Source organism: Kitasatospora sp. NPDC094028 (genome assembly GCF_049543595.1).
GTDB lineage: Bacteria > Actinomycetota > Actinomycetes > Streptomycetales > Streptomycetaceae > Kitasatospora.
On sequence record NZ_JBMVFA010000022.1, the window covers coordinates 18,657 to 42,591 of the forward strand.

The following is a 23,935-nucleotide window of genomic DNA, read 5'->3' on the forward strand; positions in this document are numbered from 1 at the left end:
CGCTTCGCCGGGGCCCTGCCGGTTCCCCCTTGCGTTCGGCGGCTGCCCCCGCCGCGCGGTCAGGCCGCGTGGGCGACCGGGCGGCGCGGGGCGATCACCCGGCCGTCGGGCAGCAGCTCTCCGGTGTCCTCGAACAGGACGACGCCGTTGCAGAGCAGGCTCCAGCCCTGCTCCGGGTGGCAGGCCATCGGCACGGCCGCCTCGCGGTCCTCCGACTCGGCCGATGGGCACTCAGGACGGTGCTGGCACATACGCGTACCCTCGCTTCGCTCTGCGATCCTCCCCGTGATGCGGCCGCCGACGAACGAACGTCGGGAACCGCCGCGGTGGCCGGATTCTGTCCGTGCGCCGGCCAGGTGTGGACCAGCGCTCAAGTGGGTAGGACAGGGGTCCTTCCACGCTGGTTCCCAGTGTCGGCATCTGCGGACGCGCGCGCAGGCATTTCGTGACATGCGCCACAACTCCCGGGTAGAGATCACCCGTTCAGGTGGGCCGAGCCGGAATCCGCGCACCGGTGGGTCACTCGGCGGATGGCCCGGCGGGGCCATCCGCAATGGCCCGTCCGGGTGAGTGCCGTTCGAGTGGCGGGCGGGCGGTCGTGGACACGACAGAGGGCCGCCGGGCGATGGTGCCCGGCGGCCGTGTGGCGGTGGTGGGTTCAGGAGGAGCCGAGCAGCAGTGGCCGGGTCAGTGGCGCCCGGGCGAGCAGTGGCAGCAACTCCGCCGCCGGCTGGGCGCGGTGCGCGGTGACGCCGAGCGGCGCCGGGGCGAGCGGGATCAGCAGGTCGGCGGACGGGCCGGCCTCGGGGCTGTGCAGCCACAGCGCCGTCGCGTACTGGCCGGGGAAGGTGAGCAGCCGGGGCTGGCACTGGGCCCGGGAGCCCTGGGCGAGCTGCCAGGCCTGGCGCAGCGCCCGGACCGTCGAGTCGAGGTAGGGGCCGGCGGTGAAGTGGGAGAAGGTGTGGCCCTCGGCGCTCTGCACCACCTCGGCGGCGGCCGCCACCTCGGGACCGTCCTTGATCAGGAAGCGCCAGCCCGTCCGGCGGGCGGCGGACAGCTCGGCGCGCGGGCCGTCCAGGACGTGGACGGCCAGGGGGTGGGCGGGCAGCAGCGGTCCGGTCGGATGGAGCAGCGCTGCGGCGGCCGGTTGGCGCAGCGCGGTCTGCGAGTCGAGCGCGCCCAGGACGGCGCGCAGGGCGCTCGGTGGGGGCTGGGGGGTCTGCAGAGTCATGGCGGGGTCCGCCCTCCGTGCGAGATCGGCGTGCGAGTGCGGCATACCGGCGTGGCGCGGTGCGTCAGCGCTGACGGGACTGGCCGTGTCCGGTTGTGCATGATCGCGGTGCCGGCGCGGTCGCCGCCGTCGACGAGGACTCGGGGCGGGAACCGACCGGCCGGAGCGCAGTGCGAATTTCATCGAACAGGTGCGCAGGGTGACCTGTTTATCACAGGCGGTGGCGCCGGGCAAGTCGATTGATTTGGTGAATCACCGTCAGATTCCTTGCATTGCAAGCCAGTACGAGCATTCGGGTATCGATCTTCGGGGTGGGCATGATGCTTGCACGATTCGACGGCCGGTGGCTCTGGAGGAGGGGACCGTGGGCGAGAAGGTCGTGGCCACGCGAGCGGAACTGGCGGACCGGCAGCTGTACCGACGCAAGCTGCAGGCGTGCCAGGACGCGCTCGGGCGGATGCTCGACGAGAACCGCTTCGACCGGCCGCGGGCGGTGATGGGCCTGGAGATCGAACTCAACCTGGCCGACGACCAGGGCCTGCCGGTGATGAGCAACGCGCAGGTGCTGAGCGCGATCGGTTCCAGCGACTTCCAGACCGAGCTCGGCCGCTTCAACATCGAGGTGAACATCGCCCCGCACCGGCTGTGCGGGCATGTCTTCGACGAACTGCGCGAGGAGATCGACACCGGGCTGCGCTACGCCGACCGGCAGGCCGCCGAGGCCGGCGCCCGGATCGTCATGGTGGGGATCCTGCCGACCCTGGAGCACGCCCACACCGGGCTGGACGCGATGAGCGGCAACCAGCGCTACAGCCTGCTCAGCGACCAGATCCTGGCCGCCCGGGGCGAGGACATCGCGCTCGACATCGAGGGCGTCGAGCACCTGCAGCTGGAGTCGATCACCATGGTCGCCGAAGCGGCCGCGACCTCGCTGCAACTGCACCTGCAGGTGACGCCGCAGCGGTTCTCCTCGGTGTGGAACGCGGCCCAGGCGATCTGCGGCCCGCAGCTCGCGCTCGGCGCCAACTCGCCCTTCCTGTTCGGCCGGGAGCTGTGGCGGGAGACCCGGCCGGTGCTGTTCCAGCAGGCCTGCGACACCCGTTCGGCCGAGCTCAAGGCCCAGGGCGTGCGCCCCATCACCTGGTTCGGCGAGCGCTGGGTGGACTCGGCGTACGACCTGTTCGAGGAGAACCTGCGGTACTTCCCGGCGCTGCTGCCGATCTGCGACGACGAGGACCCGCTGAAGGCACTGGCCTCCGGCAGCGCGCCCCGGCTCGCCGAGATGCGGCTGCACAACGGCACCATCTACCGCTGGAACCGGCCGGTGTACGACATCGCCGGGGGGGTCGCCCATCTGCGGGTGGAGAACCGGGCGCTGCCCGCCGGGCCCACGGTGGCCGACACCCTGGCCAACGCCGCCTTCTACTACGGGCTGGTCCGGGTGCTCGCCTCGCAGCCCCGGCCGGTGTGGACCCGGCTGCCCTTCGAGCGGGCGGACGAGAACTTCCGGCAGGGCGCGCGGTACGGCATCGACGCGGTGTTCCACTGGCCGCGCTCCGGCCGGGGCGGCCGCGGCGGGCTGCAGACGGTGCCCGCCGTCGACCTGGTGCTGGACGAGCTGCTGCCGATGGCCCACCAGGGCCTGGACGAGTGGGGCGTCGAGGCCGCCGACCGGGACCGCTACCTGGGGATCATCGAGCAGCGCTGCCTGCGCCGCACCAACGGCGCGGCCTGGCAGAGCGCGACCTTCCACCGGCTGCGCGAGCGGTACGGGATGGACCGGCCGGCCGCGCTCGCCGCGATGACCCGCCGCTACGCCGAGCTGATGCGCGCCGGCGAGCCGGTGCACACCTGGCCGGTGGGCTGAGCGCGACCCCGGCTGTGCCAGGATGATCGTTCCCGCGGCCGGTCGGCCGCGGGAACGACCGCCTGTCTGGAGCCCCCGTGACCACCGCCCCGAGCGAGCCGGAGACGGCGACGCCCACTCGCCGGCTGCTCGGCGCGGAGCTGCTGATCGTGCTCGGCCTCTCGCTCGGCGCCAGCGGGATCAGCGCGCTGATCAGCTTCGCCGGTTCGCTGACCGAACCGCTGAAGCTCGGCCAGCAGGTCGCCACGCTGAACGGCTCCCGCGCGCCCGGCCGGCCCTGGCTGGACCTGGTGTGGCAGCTGTACTACATCGGGCGCGGGCTGATGCCGGTGGTGCTGGTCGGCTACCTGCTGCTGCGCGAGGGCGCCGCGCTGCGGGTGCTGGGTTTCGACCTCGGGCAGAAGCTGCGCGACCTGGGCCGGGGCGCGGCCGTGGCGGCGGCGATCGGTGGCTCCGGGCTGGCGCTGTACCTGGCCTCGCAGGCGGCCGGGTACAACCTGACTGTGGCGCCCTCGGGGCTGCCGGACGTGTGGTGGCGGGTGCCGGTGCTGGTGCTGTCGGCCTGGCAGAACGCGATCCTGGAGGAGGTCGTCGTCCTCGGCTACCTGCTGCGCCGGCTGGGGCAGCGGGGCTGGTCCTGGCCGGCGGCGCTGGTGGCGAGTTCGGTGCTGCGCGGCTCGTACCACCTGTACCAGGGGGTCGGCGGGCTGGTCGGCAACATGGTGATGGGCGCCGTGTTCTGCCTGCTGTACCGGCGCTGGGGGCGGGTGATGCCGCTGGTGGCGGCGCACGCGCTGATCGACACGGTGGCCTTCGTCGGGTACGCGCTGCTGGCCGGGCACGTCAGCTGGCTGCCGACCCCCTGAGCGGGAGCGACGGCTCGCGCGGCGGGCGCCCCAGCAGCCGGTCGACGTGCCGGCGCTCCAGGCCCTGCCCGGGGTCGATCCGCAGCAGCAGGCGGTCGCGGCGCCAGAGCGAGTTGCGGATCAGCCGGGTCGGGATCACGTCGTCGACCCAGGCGAACGGGCGGCCGGCGGCGTAGCGCAGCAGCGGGGCCCACTTGGCGGCGGAGAACAGCTCCATCAGCGGGACGCGCGGATCGCCCGGCTGCGGGACGTAGCCGGTGAAGCGGACCACCGGGAGCGGGTCCAGGCCGATCGCCGGGGCGATGTGGGTGTTGGCGTGCTCCTCCCAGGTGGTGGCCCAGACGAGTTCGTAACTGCCGGCGAGTTCGCGCAGCCAGCGGCCATGCCGGGCGGAGAGCAGGACGGAGTAGCCGAGCAGGGTGTGGGTGTCGAACCCGGCGTCCGGATGCGGGCAGACCGGGTTGAGGACGCCGTCGACGTCCAGGAACAGCAGTGGCTTCGGCACTGGTAGGGCCCCCAGGTGAAAGGTGTTTCCTCCTTGGTCGGACGAACCGGAACCATCCATGGTTGCTTTTCGGCGGGCGCACGCGGGGCGCACGGGCGCTCACGGCGCGGGCACGGATTCCCGGACGGCCTCCGGTGCGTCCGTGGTGCTCCGGCGGGAGAGCCGGCGCACCTGCGGGTCGACCAGGACGGCGGCGCCGAGCAGCAGGCAGAGCACGGCACAGGCCCAGAGCGCGCCGGACAGGCCGAGCGCGGCCGCGGCCGGGCCGGCCAGCGCGGTGCCGACCGGCGCCAGCGAGAGGGAGCCGAGTTCGTCGTAGGCCGAGACCCGGGAGAACGCCTCCTCCGGGATCTCCTGCCGGAGCGCGACCATCCAGTTGACGCCGAAGACGGTGACGCCGACGCCGGAGAGGAACATCGCGGCGATCAGCACCGGCAGCGGCGCGGCGACGGCCAGCGCGAGGGCGGGCGCGCCGAACAGGAACACGCCCCAGTTGCCGACCAGCAGGATGCGGCGGGGGCGCCAGCGCACCATCAGCAGCCCGGTGACCACCAGGCCGACCCCGTAGGCGGACATCGCCAGGCCCCAGGCGCCCGCGCCGCCGAGCCGGTCCTTGGCCACCGCGGGCCCGTAGACCGCTTCGACCGCGTTGACGCAGGCGACCACGACGGCGAACTGCAGCACGATCACCCAGAGCCAGCGGCGGGAGACGAACTCCCGCCAGCCGTCCCGCAGATCGCGCAGCATGCCGCCGCCGGAGGGTGCCGGGGCCCGCTCCGGTTCGAGGAGGAAGCGGAGTGCGGAGGCGGCCAGGAAGCACAGGGCGTCCAGGGCGAGTACCCAGCCGGGGCCGACCGCGGCGGTGAGCGCGCCGCCGAGCGCGGCGCCGCCGATCTGGGCGGCGTTCTGGCCCATCCGGAAGACCGAGAAGGCGCGGGCGGCGTGCTCCTGGGGGACGGCCTGCATGATCATCCCGCCGGCCGCGGGGGAGTAGAGCGCGTACCCGGCGCCGCCGGCGGCGGAGAGCAGCAGCAGCTGCCAGAGCCGGGCGTGCCCGGCCAGTACGAGGGCGGCCAGGACGGCCTGGGAGACGGCGCTGAACAGGTTGGCGGCGACCATGACGTGGTGGCGCGGCAGCCGGTCGGCGAGGGTGCCGCCGACCACGAGGAACAGGACGGTGGGCAGCAGGCGGGCGGCGGTGACGTAGCCGACCTCGGTGGTGCCGCCGCCGGCGTTCAGGACGGCGAAGGCGGTGGCGATCGGGGCGCCGGCGTTGCCGAGCCCGCTGACCACGGTGGCGGCGGTCTGGATGCGGAAGTTGCGGCTCGCCCAGGCGGTCCGGCGCGGGTGCGGGGCGGTGGGGTGCGGGGGAGTGGGGGTCGGCACCCGGTGACTATGGCCGGAGTTCGTACAGGTGTCCACGGGGTTTTCATGCGTGACGACCGGTTTCAGCCGAGGTGGCCCCAGAGGAAGGTGAGGGTGCGGCGCCAGGCGATCCGGGCCTGCAGCGGGTCGTGGGTGCCGATCAGGTTCTCGTCGTTCATGAAGGCGTGCCCGGCCGGGTAGAAGTGGATCTCGGGGCGGACGTCGGTGGCCTCGCCGATCCGGATCGCCGCCTCGTCGACCGCCGTCATCGGGATGGAGCCGTCCAACTCGCCGAAGTGGCCGAGGACATGGGCCGTCAGGCCGCGGTAGTCGAAGTCCGGGTCGGGCGGCAGGCCGTAGAACGGCACCACGGCGGCGACCTTGTCGCCGGCCCGGGCGGCCAGCAGCAGGGCGAAGCCGCCGCCCATGCAGAAGCCGACCGCGCCGACCGCGTCGCCGACCACGCCGTCCAGCCCGAGCAGGAAGTCGACGGCGCCGGCGAGGTCCTCGACGGCGCGCTCGACCGGGAGTTCGCGTTTGAACCGGGCCGCCTCGGTGCGGTCGTGGGTGGTGGCGCCGCCGAACAGGTCGGGGGCGAGGACGGTGAACCCCTCGGCGGCGAAGCGGTCGGCCATCGCCGCGATGTGCGAGGTGAGGCCCCACCACTCCTGCACCACCACCAGGCCGGGGCCGACGCCCTGCGGCGGGCGGGCCAGGTAGCCGTGCGCGGTGCGGCCGTTGCTCGGGAAGGTGACGTTCTGCCGGGAGCCGCCCTGGTCAGGCATGGGTTCCTCGCGGTGGTCGGGCCGTGTGCGGCGTGGGTGCGTACGGGGGCGGGCCGTCAGCCCATCTCCTCCAGGGCGCGGCCCTTGGTCTCCTTGATGGCGAAGGCCACGAACGGGATGGAGAGCAGCGCGAAGGCCGCGTAGATGACGTACGTCGCCGCGAGGTTCCAGTCGGCGAGGTCCGGGAAGCTCACGGTGATGGCCCAGTTGGCGATCCACTGGGCCGAGGCGGCGACGGACAGGGCGAGCGCGCGGATCCGGTTGGGGAACATCTCGCCGAGCAGCACCCAGACCACCACGCCCCAGGAGAAGGCGAAGCAGAGCACGAAGACGTGCGCGGCGACCAGCGCGACGGTGGCGTGGGTGTTGTCCAGGGTCGCGGTGTCGCCGGTGCCGTGCCGGTAGGAGAACGCCCAGGCGGCGGTGCCCAGCGCGGCCGCCATGCCGGTCGAGCCGGCCAGCGCGAGCGGCTTGCGGCCGATCCGGTCCACCAGCGCCATCGCGATCACCGTGCCGATCACGTTGATGATCGAGGTGGAGAGGCTGATCAGCAGCGAGTTGGACTCGTTGATGCCGACCGACTGCCACAGGAAGGAGGAGTAGTAGAAGATCACGTTGATGCCGACGAACTGCTGGAACACCGAGGCGCCGATGCCCACCCAGACGATCGGCAGCAGGCCGAACCGCCCGCCGAGCAGGTCCGTCAGCCGGGGCTTGTGCGCGGACTCCAGTACCGAGCGGATCTCCGCGACCCGGGCGTCCAGGTCGACCTGCGCGCCCTCCACCTCCACCAGCACCTTGCGGGCCTGCGCCTCGCGGTGGTCGGCGATCAGGAACCGCGGCGACTCCGGGATCGCCAGCGCCATCAGCCCGTACACCAGGGCCGGGACGGTCTCCACGCCGAGCATCCACTGCCAGGCCTGGATGCCGCCGAGGTGGCCGGTGGACTCGCCGCCGGCGGCCTGGTTGAGCGCCCAGTTGGCGAGCTGGGAGACGGTGATGCCGAGCACGATCGCCATCTGCTGGAAGGAGGCCAGCCGGCCGCGGTAGGCGGTGGGCGCGACCTCGGCGATGTAGGTCGGCGCGATCACCGAGGCGATGCCGATCGCGACGCCGCCGACCACGCGCCAGGTGGCCAGGGTCTCGATGTTCGGCGGGAACATCGAGCCGAGGCCGCTGGCCGCGAACAGGGCCGCGGCCAGCAGCATCGTGCGGACCCGGCCCAGGTGGTCGGCGAGCCGGCCGGCGGCCACCGCGCCGGCCGCCGAACCGAGCAGGGCGATCGCCACCACGAACGCGGTGGTGCCGTGGCCCACCGCGAAGTGCCTCTGGATCCCCGTCACCGCGCCGTTGATCACCGCGCTGTCGTAGCCGAACAGGAACCCGCCCATCGCGGCGGCCGCGGAGATGAAGACCACGTGGCCGAGGTGGGTCTCGCCGGCCCGCCGGCTGTTGAGTGTGGACAAGCGTGCTCCCCGAGTGGACGGGCCCGCTCCGGCGGCGGAGTGGGCACGATTCGTCTCACATTCGAACAGCGGGCCCCGGGCCCCGCCCGGCGGTGGGGACCGATCGGGTGATGCCGGGTGATCCGGGGCGATCCGGGGTGATCCGGGGTCAGCCGGCGGCGGGCGCGCGTTCCGCGCGCCGGGCGCGGATGCTCTCCTCCCGGCGCTCGGCGCGCTCGGCGCGCCTGCGGTGACGGCGCAGCAGCTGGGTGCGGGCGCCCGCGTACTGGTCGCGGGCGCGGCCGGGGCCGGCCGCCCGCTCGGCCAGCCGGTCGGCGAGCGCGAGCTGCGTCTCGGCCGGCTTCTTGTCGTCGTACTTGAACTTGGCCCGCACCTCGCGGACGGTCAGCCGCAGGCCGCTCAGACCGGGTAGCTGGCGGGCCAGTTCGCCCTCGCCGGGGACCACCCGGACCTCGGGCGTCTCCGGCTGGAAGTGCGCCAGCTGGCGGTTGAGGATCTCGGCCTTGCCCGCGGCCGAGGTGACGACCTCGGCGGTGCAGTGGAAGTGCACGGAGGCGTAGTAGCTGGTCGGCGTGCCCGGTGCGCCGCGCCAGTGGCTCGGGGCGAAGGCGTAGCCGTCGGTGACCGCGAGGGTGACCTGCGGGTCGGCGCGGACGGCGGCCAGCAGCGGGTTGGGGGCGGCGAGGTGGAGCAGGATCTCGCCGCGTTCGACGTCCAGCAGGAAGTGCGTGGGGACGAGCACCGGGCCTTCGCCGGGGGCGCCGTTGGCCGCCAGCAGGCCGAAGTCGCGGCCCTCGGCGACCCAGGCGCGCCACTCGTCCTCGTCGCCGCGGTCCCAGGAGCGGATCAGCATGGTCGTGCTCCTCGTCAGCGGGGGTAGGTGCGCAGGTGCGCGGGGAGCGGGACGGACGCGTCGTGCGGGACGGGGGTGCCGTGCACGGTGGTCACCGGGATCAGGCCGGACCAGTGCGGGAGGTCCTGGTCCGCCGGGTCGTCGCCGGCGCCGTCCGCGCGGGACTTGGCGGAGACCTCGTCCAGCTCCAGCCGGATGACCGCGGTGGCGGCCAGCTCCTTGGCGTTGGCCGGGCGGACCTCGCCGGAGCGGCCGGGTATCGCGTGGTCGACCAGGGCGGCGAGCGCGACGTCCAGCTCGGCCGGGTCGGTGACCTGGTGGGCGGTGCCGTGGGCGACCACCGAGCGGAAGTTGACCGAGTGGTTGAACGCGGACTTGGTGAGGACCAGGGCGTCGACCAGGGTGACGGTGACGCAGACCGGCAGGCCCTGCTCGTCGGTGGCGGCGCGCAGCGGGCGGCTGCCGGTGGAACCGTGGATGTAGAGCCGGCTGCCGACCCGGGCGTAGATCGTCGGCAGGACGACGGGGGCGCCGTCCGCGACGAAGCCGAGGTGGCAGATGTAGGCCTCGTCCAGGACGGCGTGGATCGCCTCCTGCTCCCAGGTGGCGCGGTCCTTGTAGCGGGTGGGGGTGGTCCGCGGGGTGCGGGCGTAGGCGGGAGTGCCGTCTGAGCTGGCCGACATGACAAACCTCGTTGTACTAGTGCATAATCTGCTTTGTGCTAGGAGACTATCCGCTGAAAGGGCGACGCGCCAGCGAAATCGCGGCCCACATCGAGCAGGGCGTCAGCAGCGGGCGCCTCGCCCCCGGAACCGCGCTGCCCCCGCTGCGCGACCTCGCCGCCGAACTCGGCGTCAACCCCAACACCGTCGCCGCCGCCTACCGCCTGCTGCGCGACCGCGGCGTGATCGAGACGGCCGGCCGCCGCGGCAGCCGGATCCTGCCCCGGCCCAAACTCACCCCGCGCGACCAGATCCAGGTGCCCGTGCCCCCGCACGCCCGCAACCTGGCCGGCGGCAACCCGGATCCGGCCCTGCTGCCCGACCTGGGCCCGGCCCTCGCGGCCGCCGCCGAGGCCGCCCGGGCCGAACCGGTGCTCTACGGGCACGCGGCCGTCGATCCCGTGCTGCTCGAACTCGCCCGCGCCTCCTTCGAGGCGGACGGGCTGCCCGGTGGCCCGATCGCCGTCGCCTCCGGCTCGCTGGACATGATCGAGCGCACCCTCGGCGCCTGGCTGCGCCCCGGCGACGCGGTGGCCGTCGAGGACCCGGGCTGGGGCAGTCTGCTCGACCTGCTGCCCGCGATGGGGCTGCGGCCCGCGCCCGTCCGGCTGGACGACGAGGGCCCGCTGCCCGGGTCGCTGGCCGCGGCGCTGGCCGAGGGCGCCCGCGCGGTGGTGGTCACCAGCCGGGCGCAGAACCCGACCGGCGCCGCGCTCACCGCGGGCCGGGCCGAGGCGCTGCGGGCCGTACTCGCCGGGCACCCCGAGGTGCTGCTGATCGAGGACGACCACGGGCACGGCATGGTCGACCAGCCGTACCACCCGCTGGCCGGCTCCGGCCCCCGGCGCTGGACGGTGGTGCGCTCGGCCGCCAAGGCCTACGGCCCGGACCTGCGGCTGTCGGTGGCGGTCGGGGACGCGGAGACCGTCGGCCGGGTCGCCGGCCGGCTGCGGCTCGGCGCCGGCTGGGTCAGCCACCTGCTGCAGCGCACCGTCGCCGAACTGTGGCGCGCCGACGCGGCGCCGCCGGCGCAGGTGGCCGCCGCGTACCGGGCCCGGCGGGACGCGCTGCTGGCGGCACTGGCGGCGCACCGCATCGAGGCGCACGGGGAGAGCGGGCTCAACGTCTGGGTGCCGGTGCCGGACGAGACCTCCGCGCTGGCCGCGCTGGTGCAGCGCGGCTGGGTCGCGGCGCCCGGCGCGCGCTACCGCATCCAGTCCCCGCCCGGGCTGCGGCTCACCACGGCCACGCTGGAGGTCTCGGACGCGCAACGGCTGGCCGACGATCTCGCGGCCGTGCTGGGAACGGACGGTGGCGGCTCCCGGCTGGTCTGAACCCGCCGGTAACAAACTGGGAAACCTGCTGCACGGGCCTGGCGCCCGGCCGAGTTGTCATGCCATCTTCTTGGCGCCACCGGCCGGCGGCCTTCCCTCACACCTCAGGCGTCTCCCCGTCCCCACACGCGGGGAGACCGAGCCGCAGGAGCCTTCGCCGTGCCCGAAAACGGTTCGAGCATCACTCGCAGCACCTCTCGACTCGCCAGACGGCTGCTCAGCGCAGCCCTCGCCCTCCCACTGGCCGCCGCCGGCCTGGCCGTCGCCACGCCGGCCTCGGCCGCGCCGGCCGCCGCTCCGAGCGGGCCGACCGCCAGCGTCACGCTCGGCGACAGCTACATCTCCGGCGAGGCCGGCCGGTGGAAGGGCAACTCCGCCGATTCCTCCGGCAGTCGGACCGGTACCGACCGGGCCTGGACCGGCAGTTCGTACGACCCGAGCCTGGTCTACGGCGCGACGGCGGCGAGCGGCTGCGACCGCTCCGACGTCGCCGAGGTGATCAGCGCCCAGGGCATCGCCCAGAACCGGATCAACCTGGCCTGCTCCGGCGCGGTCAGCAGCAACATCTTCCGCGCGAGCAACGGCGGGCAGGCGTACAAGGGCGAGGCCCCGCAGGCCGACCAGCTCGCCACCGTGGCGGCGCAGAACGACGTCAAGCTGATCACGCTGTCGATCGGGGGCAACGACCTCGGCTTCTCCGACGTCATCTCGAACTGCGTTCAGGACTACCTGATCTGGTACTCGTACTGCCACGACTCGCAGCAGTCGGCGATCGATGCGAAGATGCCGGCCGCGATGGCCGGGGTCGGCAAGTCCATCGACGAGATCCGTGCGGTGATGAGCAACGCGGGCTACGCGCAGACGGATTACCGGCTGGTGCTGCAGTCGTACCCCTCGCCGATCCCGCGCAGTACCGAGATGCGCTACCCGGAGAGCGGCTGGACCCGGTCCAACACCGGAGGCTGCCCGTTCTGGAACGCGGACGCCGACTGGGCCCGTGACTCGATGGTGCCGCAGATCTCCAAGGCGCTGGCGGGAGTCGCGGCCGCCAAGGGGGTGCAGTTCCTGGACCTGTCGAACATGCTGCAGGGCCATGAGGTGTGCTCGACCTCCGCGCAGCAGCCGACCGCGACCTCCGGTCCGTCCGCGGCCACCGGTGAGTGGGCGCGCTTCCTGGACGGCGGGCTGAACACCACCCAGGGCGCGCTGCAGGAGTCGATGCACCCCGACTACTACGGCCAGCAGGCAGTCGGCAGCTGTCTGGCCCAGCTGTGGGCCCGGGCGACCGGCAACTACGCGTGCCGCAACACGGCCGGGCAGGACGCGAGCGGGATGTACCTGACCGCGAGCTGACCGGGCCGCAGGCGGCCGCCCCGCGACCGGCTCGGTCGGGGGCGGTCGTCGTCGCGGCGGCTCAGCCCTTGGCGAGCAACGCCTGCGCGTGGGAGCGGACCTGATCGCGCGTCAGATAGGCGTCGGTGTACTCGAAGTCCTGCAGCCGGGCGGGCTGGCGAGCAAGGAAGCCGGTGCGGACGAAGTCGTCCCCGGCGGTCGCGTTCAGCAGCCAGTTCGCGCCGACCCGGAACTTGGCGGCGTTGGTGCGCATCGCCATCAGGTGGTAGCCGCGCGCCACCAGCTGGGCGGGCACCCCGCGCAGTTCGACGCCGACCGGCTTGGACACCGCGTCCTTGCCGCCGAGGTCGACCACCAGGCCCAAGTCCTTGTGGTAGTAGGGCTCCAGGGGCTGGTTGTGGAGCGCGGCGATCACGTTGTCGGCCACCGCGCGGCCCTGCCGGGCGGAGTGCTGGGCGGTCGGCGGGCACACCGCGCCGTCGCCCTTGGCGAGGTCCGGGACGGCGGCCGCGTCGCCCAGCGCGAACACGCCCTCGAACTGCGGCACCCGCATCTCGGCCGTCACCGCGATGCGTCCGCGCACCGTCTCCGCGTCCAGCGTGCCGATCAGCGGGCTCGCGGCGACCCCGGCCGTCCAGATCAGGGTGCGGCAGGGGAGCACCCGGCCGTCAGTGAACTTGACCGACTCGGCGCCGACTTCGGCCACCGAGACGCCGAGCGACACCTCGATGCCGCGGCCGCGCAGGATCTCCAGGGCGGCGGTGCCGAGCGCGTCGCCGAGCTCGGGCATCAGCTTCGGCGCGATGTCGATCAGGTGCCACTTGATCTGCCGGGCGTCCAGGCGCGGATAGCGGCGGGCGGCCGCGGTGGTCAGGCGCTGCAGGCAGGCGGCCGTCTCGGTGCCCGCGTAGCCGCCGCCGACCACCACGAACTGCAGCCGGGACTCCCGCTCCTTCTGGTCCAGGGTGGCCGAGGCGAGGTCGAGTTGGGCGATCACGTGGTCGCGGACGTAGGCCGCCTCGGCCAGCGTCTTCATGCCCCGGGCGTAGTCGGTCAGGCCCGGGATGTCGAAGGTCCGGGTGACGCTGCCGGGGGCGAGCACCAGGTAGTCGTACTTCTGGGCGACCACCTCGTCGGTGATCTTCCGCACGACGCACACCTTGGACGCCGGGTCCACGCCGATCGCGCCGCCGGGCACGATGTGGGTGCGGCGCAGCGAGCGGCGCAGCGAGACCGCCACCGACTGCGGGGTGAGCACGCCGGCGGCGACGTGCGGCAGCAGGGGCAGGTAGAGCTGATAGCCGAACGGCGTGACCAGCGAGATCTCGGCCTCGGCGGGCGCGAGCTTGCGTTCCAGGCGGCGGGCGCACTCCAGGCCGGCGAAGCCGCCGCCCACGATCAGGATCCGAGGTCGTTCCATCGCTCATCCCTTTTGCCGTGTGGGTCGTACCGTGCGGGCCCCCTGTTACTGCCCGCCACACTCGCACGGAGCACCGGGGGCTGCCACCGGGGCGGGGCGGATGAGGGAGGAGGGCCCGGCGGGGCGGATAAGCTGTCCGCCGTGCTCCCCGAGGTGACGGCGATCCGCTACGTGACGCCACTGCGAGAAGGCGGCTCGATGCCGGGCCTGGTCGAGGCCGACGACCGGCGGCTGTACGCGCTGAAATGGGTCGGCGCCGCACAGGGCCGCAAGGCGCTGGTGGCCGAGGTGCTGGCCGGGGAACTGGGCCGCCGGCTCGGGCTGCCGGTGCCGGAACTGGTGACGATCGACCTCGACCCGGTGCTCGCCCGCAGCGAGCCGGACCACCAGATCCAGGACCAGATGCGGGCCAGCGGCGGGACCAACCTGGGGATGTCCTTCGTCTCCGGCGCGCTCAACTTCGACCCGCTCTGCTTCGAGGTGGATCCCGGACTCGCCGGGCGGGTGCTCTGGTTCGACGCGCTGATCGGCAACGTCGACCGCTCCTGGCGCAACCCCAACCTGCTGGTGGCGACCGGCGGGCTGCGGCTGATCGACCACGGTGCGAGCCTGATCTTCCACCACAACTGGGCCGGCGCCGCCGCCTGGGCGCGCCGCCGGTACGACGCCGGTGACCACGCGCTGCTCCACCACCGGCCCGATCTCGCGGGCGCGGACGAGGAGTTGGCGCCGCTCGCGGCGGCGACGGTCGCCGCCGCGGTGGCGCAGATCCCCGACGTCTGGCTGGCGGACGAGCCCGGCTTCGACTCGCCGGAGGACGTCCGGGCCGCGTACCGCGACCAGTTGACCGAGCGACTGGCCGGTCCGCGCGACTGGCTGCCGGAGGTGCCCGCATGACCGAGCCGCTGTCCGCCGTGCCGTCGTCCGCCGCGCTGCCGGCGGTGATCGAGCTGTACGACTACGAGTACGCGGTGATCCGCGCGGTGCCGCGGGTCGAGCGCGGCGAGTGCGTCAACGTCGGGGTGCTGCTGTACTGCCGGCAGAGCAGCCACCTGGCGGCGCGCACCCACCTGGACCAGGGGCGGCTGCTCGCGCTGGACCCGGTGGTGGACGTACAGGGTGTGCGCCGGGCGCTGCACGGGATCGAGGCGGTCTGCCAGGGCGGGCCGGCGGCCGGGCCGGCGGCCGGGGACAGCCCCGGGCAGCGGTTCCGCTGGCTGACCGCGCCGCGCAGCGCGATCGTCCAGCCGGGGCCGGTGCACACCGGGCTGACGGCGGACCCGGACGCGGAGCTGCGCCGGCTGTTCGAGCAGCTGGTGCTCTAGGAACCCTGCGCACGGGCGACGCGCGGACGGTTGCCGTGGTCAAATCTTGAGTTACTGAAGCAGTTCGCCGTACCCTGGCCCCATGGGTTCGACAGTGACGACGACCGTCCCGACCAACGCCGAGCTGATGGAGGTGCTGGCCGCCGTCGGCGCCGCCTACTTCCACGACTTCGCGGCGGCCGCGGCCCGACACGGGCTCTCCTCCTCGCAGGCCAAGGCGCTGGGCGCGGTGCAGGAGCCGGTGCCGATGCGGGCGCTGGCCGGCCGGCTGGGCTGCGACGCCTCCAACGTCACCGGGATCGTCGACCGGCTGGAGTCCCTGGGCCTCGCCCACCGGGAGGCGGCGGCGGGGGACCGCCGGGTCAAGATCGTGGTGATCACGGCCGAGGGGCGGGAGATCCTGGGCCGCATCCGCGCCGAGATGGCCCGCACCCACCAGGCCTTCGAGGAGATGACCGACGAGCAGCGGATCGCGCTGCACTCGATCTGCGCCCAGGTGCTGCCGGTGCTGGTCGGCCGGACGGGCCCGACGCAGTAACGCCAGGGCTCTACGGGCGTAGCGCGCCGGCGGCTGCAGGGGGCGTGACCTCGGCTGTTAGGCTTGCGAAGCGTGAGCGCGAAGCCCCAGATCCCCAATGTCCTGGCCTCCCGGTACGCCTCGGCGACCCTGGCCCAGCTGTGGTCCCCCGAGCACAAGGTGGTCCTTGAGCGCCACCTGTGGCTCGCCGTCCTGAAGGCCCAGCAGGACCTCGGCGTCGAGGTGCCGGCGACCGCCGTCGCCGACTACGAGCGGGTGGTCGACCAGGTCGACCTCGGCTCGATCGCCGCCCGTGAGCGGGTCACCCGCCACGACGTGAAGGCCCGGATCGAGGAGTTCAGCGAGCTCGCCGGCCACGAGCAGATCCACAAGGGCATGACCTCCCGGGATCTGACCGAGAACGTCGAGCAGCTGCAGATCCGCCAGTCCCTGGAGCACGTCCGGGACCGTACGGTCGCCGTCCTGGTGCGCCTGGCCGACCTGGCCGCCCAGCACTCCGAGCTGGTCATGGCCGGCCGCTCGCACAACGTGGCCGCGCAGGCCACCACCCTGGGCAAGCGCTTCGCGTCGATCGCCGACGAGCTGCTGGTCGCCTTCCGCCGCCTGGAGGAGCTGATCGCCCGCTACCCGCTGCGCGGGATCAAGGGCCCGGTCGGCACCGCGCAGGACATGCTCGACCTGCTCGGCGGCGACACCGACAAGCTGGCCGAGCTGGAGCGCCGGGTCGCCGCGCACCTCGGCTTCGAGAACGTGCTGACCAGCGTCGGCCAGGTCTACCCGCGCTCGCTGGACTTCGAGGTGCTGACCGCCCTCGTCCAGCTGGCCGCCGCGCCGTCCAGCCTGGCCAAGACCATCCGCCTGATGGCCGGCCACGAGCTGGTCACGGAGGGCTTCAAGGAGGGCCAGGTCGGCTCCTCCGCGATGCCGCACAAGATGAACACCCGCTCCTGCGAGCGCGTCAACGGCCTGGCGGTCATCCTGCGCGGCTACGCCTCGATGACCGGCGAGCTGGCCGGCGACCAGTGGAACGAGGGCGACGTCTCCTGCTCGGTGGTGCGCCGGGTCGCGCTGCCGGACGCCTTCTTCGCCTTCGACGGCCTGCTGGAGACCTTCCTGACCGTCCTCGACGAGTTTGGCGCCTTCCCCGCCGTGATCGAGACCGAGCTGGACCGCTACCTGCCGTTCCTCGCCACCACCAAGGTGCTGATGGGCGCGGTGCGCGCGGGCGTCGGCCGGGAGACCGGGCACGAGGTCATCAAGGAGCACGCCGTCGCCTCCGCGCTGGCGATGCGCGCCGGCGCCCGGGAGAACGAGCTGCTGGACCGGCTCGCCGCCGACGAGCGGATCCCGCTGGACCGGGCCGCGCTGGACGCGCTGCTGGCCGACAAGCTGTCCTTCACGGGCGCGGCCGGGGCGCAGGTCGCCGAGATCGTCCGCCAGGTGGAGGCCGTCGCGGCCGCGTACCCGGCGGCCGCCAAGTACGCGCCGGCCGACATCCTTTGACGCTGGATCAGGTCTCCTGCGAGGGCCCTGCCGCCGTTCCGGTGGCGGGGCCCTCGTGCGTCCGGGCGCGGCCGGGGTCGAGCGGCGGGGTGGTGGTGCCGCATGGCCACTCGCAGTTCGGCTCGGCCACCGGGTGCTCCGCCGGGCCGTCCGGGGCGAGCACGTTGCCGCGGACCGTGGCGAAGGCGATCAGGCCGCCGGCGGCGAGCAGGCCGGCACAGATCAGCATCGCGGTGCGGAAGGCGGAGTCCACCGAGGACGGCACCCGGTAGGCGTCGCCGCTCAGCCCGGCCAGCGCCGGGAGGGCGGCGACCGCGAGCAGGCCGGCCGCGCGGGCGGCGGCGTTGTTGACGCCGCTGGCGATGCCCGCGTGCCGGACCTCGACGGCCGCCAGCACCGTCGCGGTCAGCGGCGCGACCAGCAGCGTCATCCCGCAGCCCATCACCGTGACGGCGGGCAGCACGTCCAGCCAGTAGGAGGAGCCCGGGCCGGTGCGCAGCATCAGCAGCACCCCGGCGGCGCACAGCAGCGGGCCGATGGTCAGCGGCAGCCGCGGGCCGATCCGCTTGCCGAGCCGCCCGGCGCGGGCGGACAGTGCGAGCATCAGCACCGTGATCGGCACCAGCGCGAAGCCGGATACCAGCGGCGAGAACCCGGCCACGATCTGCAGCTGCACCACCAGCAGGAAGAACACCCCGCTGAACGCGGCGTAGACGCACAGCGTGACCAGGTTCACGGCGGTGAACAGCCGGGCGGAGAACAGGCCGAGTGGCAGCATCGGGTCCGGCGTGCGGCGCTCGACCACCAGGAAGGCGGCCCCGAGCAGCAGGCCGAGCGCGCCGGAGATCCAGACCGTGGGGGACAGGCCCTCGCCGGCGGCGGTCAGCGCGTAGGTGAGCGCGCCGAGGGCGAGCGCGGCCAGCAGCGCGCCGGTCACGTCGAAGCGGCCGCTCGCGCTCTCGTCCCGGCTCTCCGGGACGAACCGGGAGGTGACCGCGATCACGGCGGCGGCCAGCGGCAGGTTCAGCAGGAAGATCCAGCGCCAGCCGGGGCCGTCCACCAGCCAGCCGCCGAGGAACGGCCCGACCGCGGCGGACACGCCGCCCAGGCCGGACCACAGGCCGACCGCCGGCGAGCGGTCGTCCGGATGGAAGACGGCCTGGAGCATGGCGAGCGAACCGGGGGTCAGCAGGGCGCCGCCGATGCCCTGGACGGCGCGGGCGGCGATCAGCACCTCGATGTTCGGCGCGGCGGCGCAGGCCGCGGAGGCGGCGGCGAACCAGACCACGCCGAGCAGGAACACCCGGCGCCGGCCGTACCGGTCGCCGAGCGCGCCGCCGAGCAGGATCAGCCCGGCGAGGGTGAGCAGGTAGGAGTTGAGCGTCCACTGCAGGGACGCCAGCGAGGCGCCGAGATCGGCGCCGATGCGCGGCAGCGCGACGTTGACGACCGTCCCGTCGAGCATCGCCATGCTGGAGCCGAGCACCGTCGCCAGTAGTACCCAGCGACCCTGCGCGGTGCCCAGGCGCAGGGTGCCGGCCTCGGAGGTGGCCACGGTCCGATCCTGGGCCCCCGGGGGCGTGCGTGACAAGGGTCACCGGGCGGTGTGTCGACGGCGACGCGGGGTGTCCGGGCGGCTGCGGTGCGTGGCCGAGTTCGGCGCAGGGTCGTGGATCAGTGGCGCCCGGTGAATGGATTGTGCACGCACGGTACGGCAGCTCGTGCGGAGGGTCACCGGCGGCCCCCTGCGGGCCCGTCCTTCGGGAGATCGACATTGCTTCACCCGAACGGATGGGTTTTAGTTCAGCGACCGCCCGGCCAGCCCGGACGGATCCGCCGGGTGGAACGCCGAGTCCTGCCGCTGCCCGGTGGCTCGCACTGAACTCTGTACGGCAGGAGCGGGGGACCCACAGGTAAGTCGCCGGACCAGTGATCCGCGCCTCGACGCGCGGACGGCCAGGGCCGGCTTGGGGTGAAGCCGCACATGCGGCCGGGCAACTCCAGCCCGAACCCGACAGCTCACCTCGCAGGCGTCGGAGAGGACACTTCCATGCCTGCTCAGGCTCGTCGTATCACCCTGCCCCGCGCCGCCCGGATCGGCATCGCCACCGCGGTCACCGGGGTCTCCTTCGCCCTCCCGCTGGTCACCGTGGTGAGCGCCCAGGCCCACACCGCCCCCGCCGCGCACCACGTCGCCGCCGCCGCGGCCGTGGCCCGGCCGGCCGCCCCGGCCGCCGCTTCCGCTGCCGCCGCGGACGAGAACTACCGGGTCGTCAGCGGTGACACCCTGTCGAAGATCGCCGACGCCAAGCACGTCCAGGGTGGCTGGCAGGCGCTGTACGAGCGCAACCACGCGGTCGTCGGTGCCAACCCGAACCTGATCTTCCCGGGCCAGCAGCTCGTCGTCGCCGGCCACGCCGCGGCGCCGGCCGCCCCCGCTGCGCCGGCCGCCCCGGCCGCTCCGGCCGAGAAGCCCGCCGCGCCGGCCGCCAAGCCGCAGGCCTCCTCGGTCTCGCAGGACCGGCTCCAGGTCACCACCGAGGCCGCCAAGCCGGCCGCCAAGGTGCAGACCCAGGTTCAGACCGCCGCCCCGGCGCAGGCCGTGACCGCCGCTCCGGTCGCCGCCACCTCCGGCTTCGTCGCGCCGCTGGCCAACCCGGTGCTGGGCGAGGCCTACGGCGTCGCCGGCTCGATGTGGGCCTCCGGCCACCACACCGGCCAGGACTTCGTCGCCTCCACCGGCACCCCGCTGCGCGCGGTCGCCAACGGTGTCGTGGTCAAGGCCGGCAACGGCGGCGCCTACGGCAACGAGGTCGAGATCAAGCTCGCCGACGGCCACTACGCGCAGTACGCGCACCTCTCGGTGATCGGCGTGTCGATCGGTCAGACCGTCACCGTCGGCCAGCAGCTCGGCCTGTCCGGTGCGACCGGCAACGTGACCGGCCCGCACCTGCACTTCGAGATCCGCACCGGTCCGGAGTACGGCTCGGACATCGACCCGGTCGCCTACCTGCGGGCGCACGGCGTCGCGCTGTAACCCTTCCGGGGTTCAGGAACCACCGCCGGTGCGGGGCGAATCGGCCCTCCGGGATGGTCATGTCGGGTGACCGCTCGACCGGATGACCGCCGCACCGGTGGACATGGGCGCGGGACACGCCCAGGCCGGCCCGGCTTCGCGAGACCTTCCTCGCGGAGCCGGGCCGGCCGCTTTCGCGTTCGAGGAGGTCGAACGTGGCGTCAACCCCGGTGTTCCGCACGGTGGCCGGGGCGGGCGGACGGTCCGGGGGCGCGCGATGCTGTCGGGTGGTCAGCGCCCGGCCGGTCCGGCGGGCGGGAACGTCCGGGTGGAGGAGGCCGGATGGCCGTCCGCAGTGGGGGCGCGGTCGCGGTCGCCGTGCTGGGCACCGGCGGCGGGCCGGACGGGATCGTCGCAGAGGCCGTGAACCCGCTGAACGCGCTTCGGGGGGTGGGGAGTTCGGGTGCGGGGGCGGCGGCCGGAGCTGTACGCGCGGCTGGGGCGGGTCGTGCTGGAGGACGCCGTCGAGCGGTGACTACCCGCGGTGTACGGGCAGGCCGTACTCGGCGGCGGTGAGCAGCTCGTGCACCCGGTGGCCGAAGTCCTCGGTGTCGCGGGCGGGTCGGGGGAAGACCAGGCGGACGTCGTGGTGGCCGTCCGGGTGGTCCAGGCGCAGCACCAGGCCGTGGCGGTCCAGGGCGAGCGGGCGGACCTCGGGGCGGCGGGCGAGCAGGGCCGGGTCGAGCAGGCGGGTGAGGACGGCGAGCGCGTCGGGGTGCTCGTCGGCGAAGTGGGTGAGCAGCGCGGCCTCGTGGCCGGCCAGCGGGTCGGGGGTGGCGAGGGCGAGGTCGGCGGCGGTGAGCGCGCCGGTGCCGTACGGGGTGGCGAGGACGGCGTGGGCGACGTCCACGCGCAGGTGGACGCTGAGGCCGTCGTCGGCGAGGTGGGCCAGGTACAGTCGCCCGGCGAGGGTGAGGCGGGCGCGGACGCGGTCCCGGACGGCGACCGGGGAGACGTCGGTGACGTCGAGGACGACGGCGAGGCCGTCGGCGGCGCGGGCGGCGGCCGAGGTGAGCGGGGCGTCGAGCGGGGCGGACAGCCGCAGGCGGGAGCCGTGCACGCTGACCGGGGTGTCCAGGTCGTGCTGCTCGCCGAGGGCGCGGACGGTGAGCGAGGAGGTCGAGCCGAGCAGGCTGAGCGCCCGTTCGGCGGTGGTGGGCTCGGGCGCCTCGGCGTCGCCGGCGGGCAGGGTCATGGCGGACCTCCAGTAAGTTAGGTGAGCCTAACCTAATATTCGCCCGGGGGTGTGGCAAGTGGGCGCGGAGGCCCCGGAGGTGCGCCGAAGGGCCCGGACGCCGTGCGCGTCGGGGCCCTTCGCGGGTGGGTGGTTCAGGAGACGACGGCCTGCGCGTCGATCTCCACCAGCATCGGCTCCTGCGGGAGTTCGACGAAGACGGTGGTCCGGCAGGGCTTCACGCCGCCCGGCCTGACGTTCTCGTCGATGAACTCGGCGTACACCTCGTTCATCAGCGGGAAGTCGGCGCGCTTGGTGAGGTAGACACGGAACATCACCACGTCCTCGATGGTCGCGCCGCCGGCCTCGACGATGGCCTTGACGTTCTCCAGGGTGCGGCGGGTCTGCGCCTTCACGTCGCCGTGGTGGAGGTACTCGCCGGTGGCCGGGTCCTGCGGGCCCTGCCCGGAGACCTGGAGGATCGGGCCCTTGCGGACGCCCTGGGAGAACATCCAGGCCGGGGCGGGGGCGCCGTCGGTGCGGATCTCGACCTTGTCGGACATGGGACTCCTTGGCTGCTCGTGAAGTGACGGTGCGTCAGGTCCGGTCGGGGCGCCCGCAGTCGGCCGACACGGCGCGGGCGGTGGCGAGCAGCTGGGGCAGCAGCTCCAGCACCTGCTCGTACGGGAGGACGACGTCCGGCACCGAGAGGGAGGCCGCGGCGACGACCCGTCCGCTGGCGTCCCGGATCGGGGCGGCCACGCAGTTGATGAACGCCTCGTGCTCGGCGTGGTCCTGCGCCCAGCCCTGGGCGGCGACCTGCTCCAGCTCGGCGAGCAGCGCCTCCGGGGTGGTGAGGGTGCGCGGGGTGTGCGGGGTGAAGTCGATCCCGGCCACCACCCGGCGGCGCTCGGGCAGCGGCAGGTCGGCCAGCAGCACCTTGGAGACGGCGGCGCTGTGCAGGGCGGCGCGCAGGCCGATCCGGGAGTACATCCTGACCGGGTGGCGGGAGTCGAACTTGTCGATGTAGACCACCTCGCCGCCCTCGTACGCGGCCAGGTGGACGGTCTGGCCGGTGGCGGCGTTCAGCTCGGCCAGGTGCGGGGCGGCGATCCGGCGGATGCCACGCTGCTCCAGGGCGAGGCCGGAGAGGGCGAACAGGCCGGCGCCCAGGTGGTAGCGGTAGGCGGCGTCCCGGTAGACGAACCGTTCCTCCTCCAGGCTCTGGAGCAGGCGCAGCACGGTCGTCTTGTGGACGCCGAGCACCTCGGCGAGCTGGTCGAGGGAGCGCTCGCCCTCGCCGAGTTGGGCGAGGATGCGCAGGGCGCGGGTGACGGTCTGGCTCATCGGGCTCGGCTCCGGGGGTCGGGGATCCCGCTCATTGTGCCCGGGCCCGGGGAGAGGCCGGCGCCGGGTCGGCGGGCGCGGCCGGGCGGGTGGTGCGGGCGGCCCGGTCGGCGGGCAGGGCGGGGGAGGTGATGCCGCCCGCGGTGACCCGGGTGGCGGCCCAGTCCGCGGCGGAGGCGGCGAGCAGCGCGGCCACGACGGGGGCGGGCGGCAGCTCGGCCTGGTCGCCGTGGGCGGTCAGCGCGCAGGCGGCGCTCAGGTGGCCGAGCCGCAGCCGTCCGCGCTGGTCCAGGCCGCGGACGGTGCCGGCCAGGTAGCCGGCCGCGAAGGCGTCGCCCGCGCCGGTCACCTCGACCACGTCGACGGTGAGGGCCGGCTCGGTGACCGCCGTGCCGTCCCGCTCCAGGGCGGTGACCTGTCGGGCGGCGTCCTTGACCACGACGGTCGCGGGGGAGGGGAAGCGGCGGCGCAGGGCGGCGGGCTCGCCGGTACCGAAGGCGTCCAGGGCCTCGTCGGCGCCGAGCAGCAGCACATCGGCGGCGTCCAGCAGCGGCGGCAGCACCGCCGGGTCGCGGTCCCGCCACAGCGCCGGGCGCCAGTTGAGGTCGAAGCTGACCAGCCGCTCGGGCCGGCGCTCGGCGAGCAGGGTGCGCAGCAGGGCCAGACAGTCGTCGGACAGCGCGGCGGTGATGCCCGACAGGTGCAGCAGCCGGGCCCCGGCCAGCAGCCGGGCGGCGGCCGGGTCGGCCAGCAGGGCCGGGGAGAGCGCGGCGGCCGCGGAGCCGCGCCGGTGGTAGTGCGGCCGGCTGCGGCCGGGCCCGAGGTCGTGCCGGTGGCCGGTCGCGCCGCCGACCTCCTTGAGGTACAGGCCGGTGGGGCGGTGCGGGTCGACCGAAACGGCCGAGACGTCCACGCCGCGGGCGGCCAGCTCGGCCAGCAGGCGGCGGCCGAAGCCGTCGTCGCCGACCCGGCTGACCCAGGCGGCCGGCACGCCGAGCGCGGCCAGTGCGCCGGCCACGTTGGACTCCGCGCCGCCCACGGACAGCCGGAAGCTCTCCACGGCCTCCAGCGGGCCCGGGCGGTCCGGGAGCAGGACGGCCATCGACTCGCCCAGGCACACCGCGGCCGGGGGAGGGCCGGGCCGGGGCGGGGCGGGGGTGTCCTGGCTCGGCATCTGCTGGGCTCCTCGTCTGCGGCCGGTCCGC

Annotated in this window: 23 protein-coding genes and 1 riboswitch; of the genes, 9 read left to right on the forward strand and 14 right to left on the reverse strand. The window is 74.1% G+C overall.

Annotated features, from left to right (window positions below):
* Nucleotides 1-59 precede the first annotated feature (59 nt).
* Complete coding sequence (locus ACPC54_RS27515) at nucleotides 60-251, reverse strand: DUF5999 family protein (RefSeq protein WP_498968549.1); 192 nt, start codon at nucleotides 249-251, stop codon at nucleotides 60-62.
* A gap of 407 nt (nucleotides 252-658) precedes the next feature.
* Nucleotides 659-1,231 (reverse strand): hypothetical protein, encoded by a 573-nt coding sequence (locus ACPC54_RS27520; protein ID WP_498968550.1) that lies wholly within the window; start codon nucleotides 1,229-1,231, stop codon nucleotides 659-661.
* A gap of 364 nt (nucleotides 1,232-1,595) precedes the next feature.
* On the opposite strand from ACPC54_RS27520, the gene ACPC54_RS27525 reads away from it, so the two are divergent.
* Nucleotides 1,596-3,098 carry a glutamate-cysteine ligase family protein gene (locus ACPC54_RS27525; RefSeq protein WP_498968552.1) on the forward strand — a complete coding sequence of 501 codons (1,503 nt, stop codon included), beginning with the start codon at nucleotides 1,596-1,598 and terminating at the stop codon, nucleotides 3,096-3,098.
* A 77-nt stretch (nucleotides 3,099-3,175) separates the two neighbouring features.
* Entirely contained in the window at nucleotides 3,176-3,964 is a 789-nt protein-coding gene (locus ACPC54_RS27530; RefSeq protein WP_498968554.1) for a CPBP family intramembrane glutamic endopeptidase, read from the forward strand.
* Here ACPC54_RS27530 and ACPC54_RS27535 read toward each other — a convergent pair.
* The 6 genes from ACPC54_RS27535 to ACPC54_RS27560 all read right to left on the reverse strand — a co-directional run bounded on the left by ACPC54_RS27535 (nucleotide 3,942) and on the right by ACPC54_RS27560 (nucleotide 9,621).
* Nucleotides 3,942-4,469: an HAD domain-containing protein gene (locus ACPC54_RS27535; RefSeq protein ID WP_498968555.1), complete on the reverse strand. Its 528-nt coding sequence runs from the start codon at nucleotides 4,467-4,469 to the stop codon at nucleotides 3,942-3,944. The two genes, ACPC54_RS27530 and ACPC54_RS27535, sit on opposite strands and share 23 nt — an antisense overlap.
* 99 nt (nucleotides 4,470-4,568) lie before the next feature.
* Nucleotides 4,569-5,855 carry an MFS transporter gene (locus ACPC54_RS27540; RefSeq protein ID WP_498968557.1) on the reverse strand — a complete coding sequence of 429 codons (1,287 nt, stop codon included), beginning with the start codon at nucleotides 5,853-5,855 and terminating at the stop codon, nucleotides 4,569-4,571.
* A 62-nt stretch (nucleotides 5,856-5,917) separates the two neighbouring features.
* Nucleotides 5,918-6,619, reverse strand: coding sequence for a dienelactone hydrolase family protein (locus ACPC54_RS27545; RefSeq protein WP_498968558.1), 702 nt, complete (start codon nucleotides 6,617-6,619; stop codon nucleotides 5,918-5,920).
* 56 nt (nucleotides 6,620-6,675) lie between these two features.
* On the reverse strand, nucleotides 6,676-8,010 hold the full coding sequence (locus tag ACPC54_RS27550; protein WP_498968698.1) for a sugar porter family MFS transporter: 1,335 nt from the start codon (nucleotides 8,008-8,010) through the stop codon (nucleotides 6,676-6,678).
* A 223-nt stretch (nucleotides 8,011-8,233) separates the two neighbouring features.
* A complete protein-coding gene (locus ACPC54_RS27555) occupies nucleotides 8,234-8,938 on the reverse strand; it encodes an FMN-binding negative transcriptional regulator (protein ID WP_498968559.1) in 705 nt (234 codons plus the stop codon).
* A 14-nt stretch (nucleotides 8,939-8,952) separates the two neighbouring features.
* Complete coding sequence (locus ACPC54_RS27560) at nucleotides 8,953-9,621, reverse strand: pyridoxamine 5'-phosphate oxidase family protein (RefSeq protein ID WP_498968561.1); 669 nt, start codon at nucleotides 9,619-9,621, stop codon at nucleotides 8,953-8,955.
* A 35-nt stretch (nucleotides 9,622-9,656) separates the two neighbouring features.
* Between ACPC54_RS27560 and ACPC54_RS27565 the strand changes: the two genes are divergently transcribed.
* Complete coding sequence (locus ACPC54_RS27565; RefSeq protein WP_498968562.1) at nucleotides 9,657-10,994, forward strand: aminotransferase class I/II-fold pyridoxal phosphate-dependent enzyme; 1,338 nt, start codon at nucleotides 9,657-9,659, stop codon at nucleotides 10,992-10,994.
* 159 nt (nucleotides 10,995-11,153) lie between these two features.
* Complete coding sequence (locus ACPC54_RS27570; protein ID WP_498968564.1) at nucleotides 11,154-12,347, forward strand: GDSL-type esterase/lipase family protein; 1,194 nt, start codon at nucleotides 11,154-11,156, stop codon at nucleotides 12,345-12,347.
* Between the two features lie 61 nt (nucleotides 12,348-12,408).
* Here ACPC54_RS27570 and ACPC54_RS27575 read toward each other — a convergent pair whose 3' ends face one another.
* Nucleotides 12,409-13,767 (reverse strand): NAD(P)/FAD-dependent oxidoreductase, encoded by a 1,359-nt coding sequence (locus tag ACPC54_RS27575; protein WP_498968565.1) that lies wholly within the window; start codon nucleotides 13,765-13,767, stop codon nucleotides 12,409-12,411.
* A 141-nt stretch (nucleotides 13,768-13,908) separates the two neighbouring features.
* Between ACPC54_RS27575 and ACPC54_RS27580 the strand changes: the two genes are divergently transcribed.
* The 4 genes from ACPC54_RS27580 (at nucleotide 13,909) to purB (ending at nucleotide 17,133) form a co-directional block, all read left to right on the forward strand.
* Nucleotides 13,909-14,664, forward strand: a complete 756-nt coding sequence (locus ACPC54_RS27580) for a HipA family kinase (RefSeq protein WP_498968567.1) — start codon at nucleotides 13,909-13,911, stop codon at nucleotides 14,662-14,664.
* Entirely contained in the window at nucleotides 14,661-15,092 is a 432-nt protein-coding gene (locus tag ACPC54_RS27585; RefSeq protein WP_498968569.1) for a DUF3037 domain-containing protein, read from the forward strand. The genes ACPC54_RS27580 and ACPC54_RS27585 overlap by 4 nt, the downstream gene beginning before the upstream one ends.
* 82 nt (nucleotides 15,093-15,174) lie before the next feature.
* Nucleotides 15,175-15,630, forward strand: a complete 456-nt coding sequence (locus tag ACPC54_RS27590; protein ID WP_498968571.1) for a MarR family winged helix-turn-helix transcriptional regulator — start codon at nucleotides 15,175-15,177, stop codon at nucleotides 15,628-15,630.
* Between the two features lie 63 nt (nucleotides 15,631-15,693).
* The gene (gene purB / locus ACPC54_RS27595; protein ID WP_498968572.1) at nucleotides 15,694-17,133 is read left to right on the forward strand and encodes an adenylosuccinate lyase; all 1,440 of its coding nucleotides are present in this window, start codon (nucleotides 15,694-15,696) and stop codon (nucleotides 17,131-17,133) included.
* Nucleotides 17,134-17,140: 7 nt separating this feature from the next.
* Here the strand turns inward: purB and ACPC54_RS27600 are convergent, their stop codons facing one another.
* Complete coding sequence (locus ACPC54_RS27600) at nucleotides 17,141-18,688, reverse strand: MFS transporter (protein ID WP_498968573.1); 1,548 nt, start codon at nucleotides 18,686-18,688, stop codon at nucleotides 17,141-17,143.
* Between the two features lie 311 nt (nucleotides 18,689-18,999).
* A riboswitch (cyclic di-AMP (ydaO/yuaA leader) is annotated at nucleotides 19,000-19,181 on the forward strand.
* A gap of 2 nt (nucleotides 19,182-19,183) precedes the next feature.
* Here ACPC54_RS27600 and ACPC54_RS27605 point away from each other — a divergent pair.
* Entirely contained in the window at nucleotides 19,184-20,170 is a 987-nt protein-coding gene (locus tag ACPC54_RS27605) for a peptidoglycan DD-metalloendopeptidase family protein (RefSeq protein ID WP_498968575.1), read from the forward strand.
* A gap of 514 nt (nucleotides 20,171-20,684) precedes the next feature.
* On the opposite strand, the gene ACPC54_RS27610 is transcribed toward ACPC54_RS27605, so the two are convergent.
* From ACPC54_RS27610 to ACPC54_RS27625, 4 genes are all read right to left on the reverse strand, one after another.
* Nucleotides 20,685-21,404 (reverse strand): DUF2470 domain-containing protein, encoded by a 720-nt coding sequence (locus ACPC54_RS27610; protein ID WP_498968576.1) that lies wholly within the window; start codon nucleotides 21,402-21,404, stop codon nucleotides 20,685-20,687.
* 134 nt (nucleotides 21,405-21,538) lie between these two features.
* Nucleotides 21,539-21,946 (reverse strand): RidA family protein, encoded by a 408-nt coding sequence (locus ACPC54_RS27615; protein WP_498968577.1) that lies wholly within the window; start codon nucleotides 21,944-21,946, stop codon nucleotides 21,539-21,541.
* A gap of 34 nt (nucleotides 21,947-21,980) precedes the next feature.
* Nucleotides 21,981-22,730, reverse strand: a complete 750-nt coding sequence (locus tag ACPC54_RS27620; RefSeq protein WP_498968578.1) for an IclR family transcriptional regulator — start codon at nucleotides 22,728-22,730, stop codon at nucleotides 21,981-21,983.
* A gap of 31 nt (nucleotides 22,731-22,761) precedes the next feature.
* The gene (locus ACPC54_RS27625; RefSeq protein WP_498968579.1) at nucleotides 22,762-23,904 is read right to left on the reverse strand and encodes a sugar kinase; all 1,143 of its coding nucleotides are present in this window, start codon (nucleotides 23,902-23,904) and stop codon (nucleotides 22,762-22,764) included.
* Nucleotides 23,905-23,935: the final 31 nt, after the last annotated feature.

Excerpts from the sequence above, each read along its gene's own strand:
- ACPC54_RS27515 (WP_498968549.1), bottom strand. The coding sequence starts at position 251 with ATGTGCCAGCACCGTCCTGAGTGCCCATCGGCCGAGTCGGAGGACCGC.
- ACPC54_RS27555 (WP_498968559.1), bottom strand. The coding sequence starts at position 8,938 with ATGCTGATCCGCTCCTGGGACCGCGGCGACGAGGACGAGTGGCGCGCC.
- ACPC54_RS27585 (WP_498968569.1), top strand. The coding sequence starts at position 14,661 with ATGACCGAGCCGCTGTCCGCCGTGCCGTCGTCCGCCGCGCTGCCGGCG.
- ACPC54_RS27590 (WP_498968571.1), top strand. The coding sequence starts at position 15,175 with ATGGGTTCGACAGTGACGACGACCGTCCCGACCAACGCCGAGCTGATG.
- ACPC54_RS27560 (WP_498968561.1), bottom strand. The coding sequence starts at position 9,621 with ATGTCGGCCAGCTCAGACGGCACTCCCGCCTACGCCCGCACCCCGCGG.
- ACPC54_RS27615 (WP_498968577.1), bottom strand. The coding sequence starts at position 21,946 with ATGTCCGACAAGGTCGAGATCCGCACCGACGGCGCCCCCGCCCCGGCC.
- ACPC54_RS27605 (WP_498968575.1), top strand. The coding sequence starts at position 19,184 with ATGCCTGCTCAGGCTCGTCGTATCACCCTGCCCCGCGCCGCCCGGATC.
- ACPC54_RS27520 (WP_498968550.1), bottom strand. The coding sequence starts at position 1,231 with ATGACTCTGCAGACCCCCCAGCCCCCACCGAGCGCCCTGCGCGCCGTC.
- ACPC54_RS27610 (WP_498968576.1), bottom strand. The coding sequence starts at position 21,404 with ATGACCCTGCCCGCCGGCGACGCCGAGGCGCCCGAGCCCACCACCGCC.
- ACPC54_RS27575 (WP_498968565.1), bottom strand. The coding sequence starts at position 13,767 with ATGGAACGACCTCGGATCCTGATCGTGGGCGGCGGCTTCGCCGGCCTG.
- ACPC54_RS27620 (WP_498968578.1), bottom strand. The coding sequence starts at position 22,730 with ATGAGCCAGACCGTCACCCGCGCCCTGCGCATCCTCGCCCAACTCGGC.
- ACPC54_RS27550 (WP_498968698.1), bottom strand. The coding sequence starts at position 8,010 with ATGGGCGGGTTCCTGTTCGGCTACGACAGCGCGGTGATCAACGGCGCG.
- ACPC54_RS27545 (WP_498968558.1), bottom strand. The coding sequence starts at position 6,619 with ATGCCTGACCAGGGCGGCTCCCGGCAGAACGTCACCTTCCCGAGCAAC.
- ACPC54_RS27625 (WP_498968579.1), bottom strand. The coding sequence starts at position 23,904 with ATGCCGAGCCAGGACACCCCCGCCCCGCCCCGGCCCGGCCCTCCCCCG.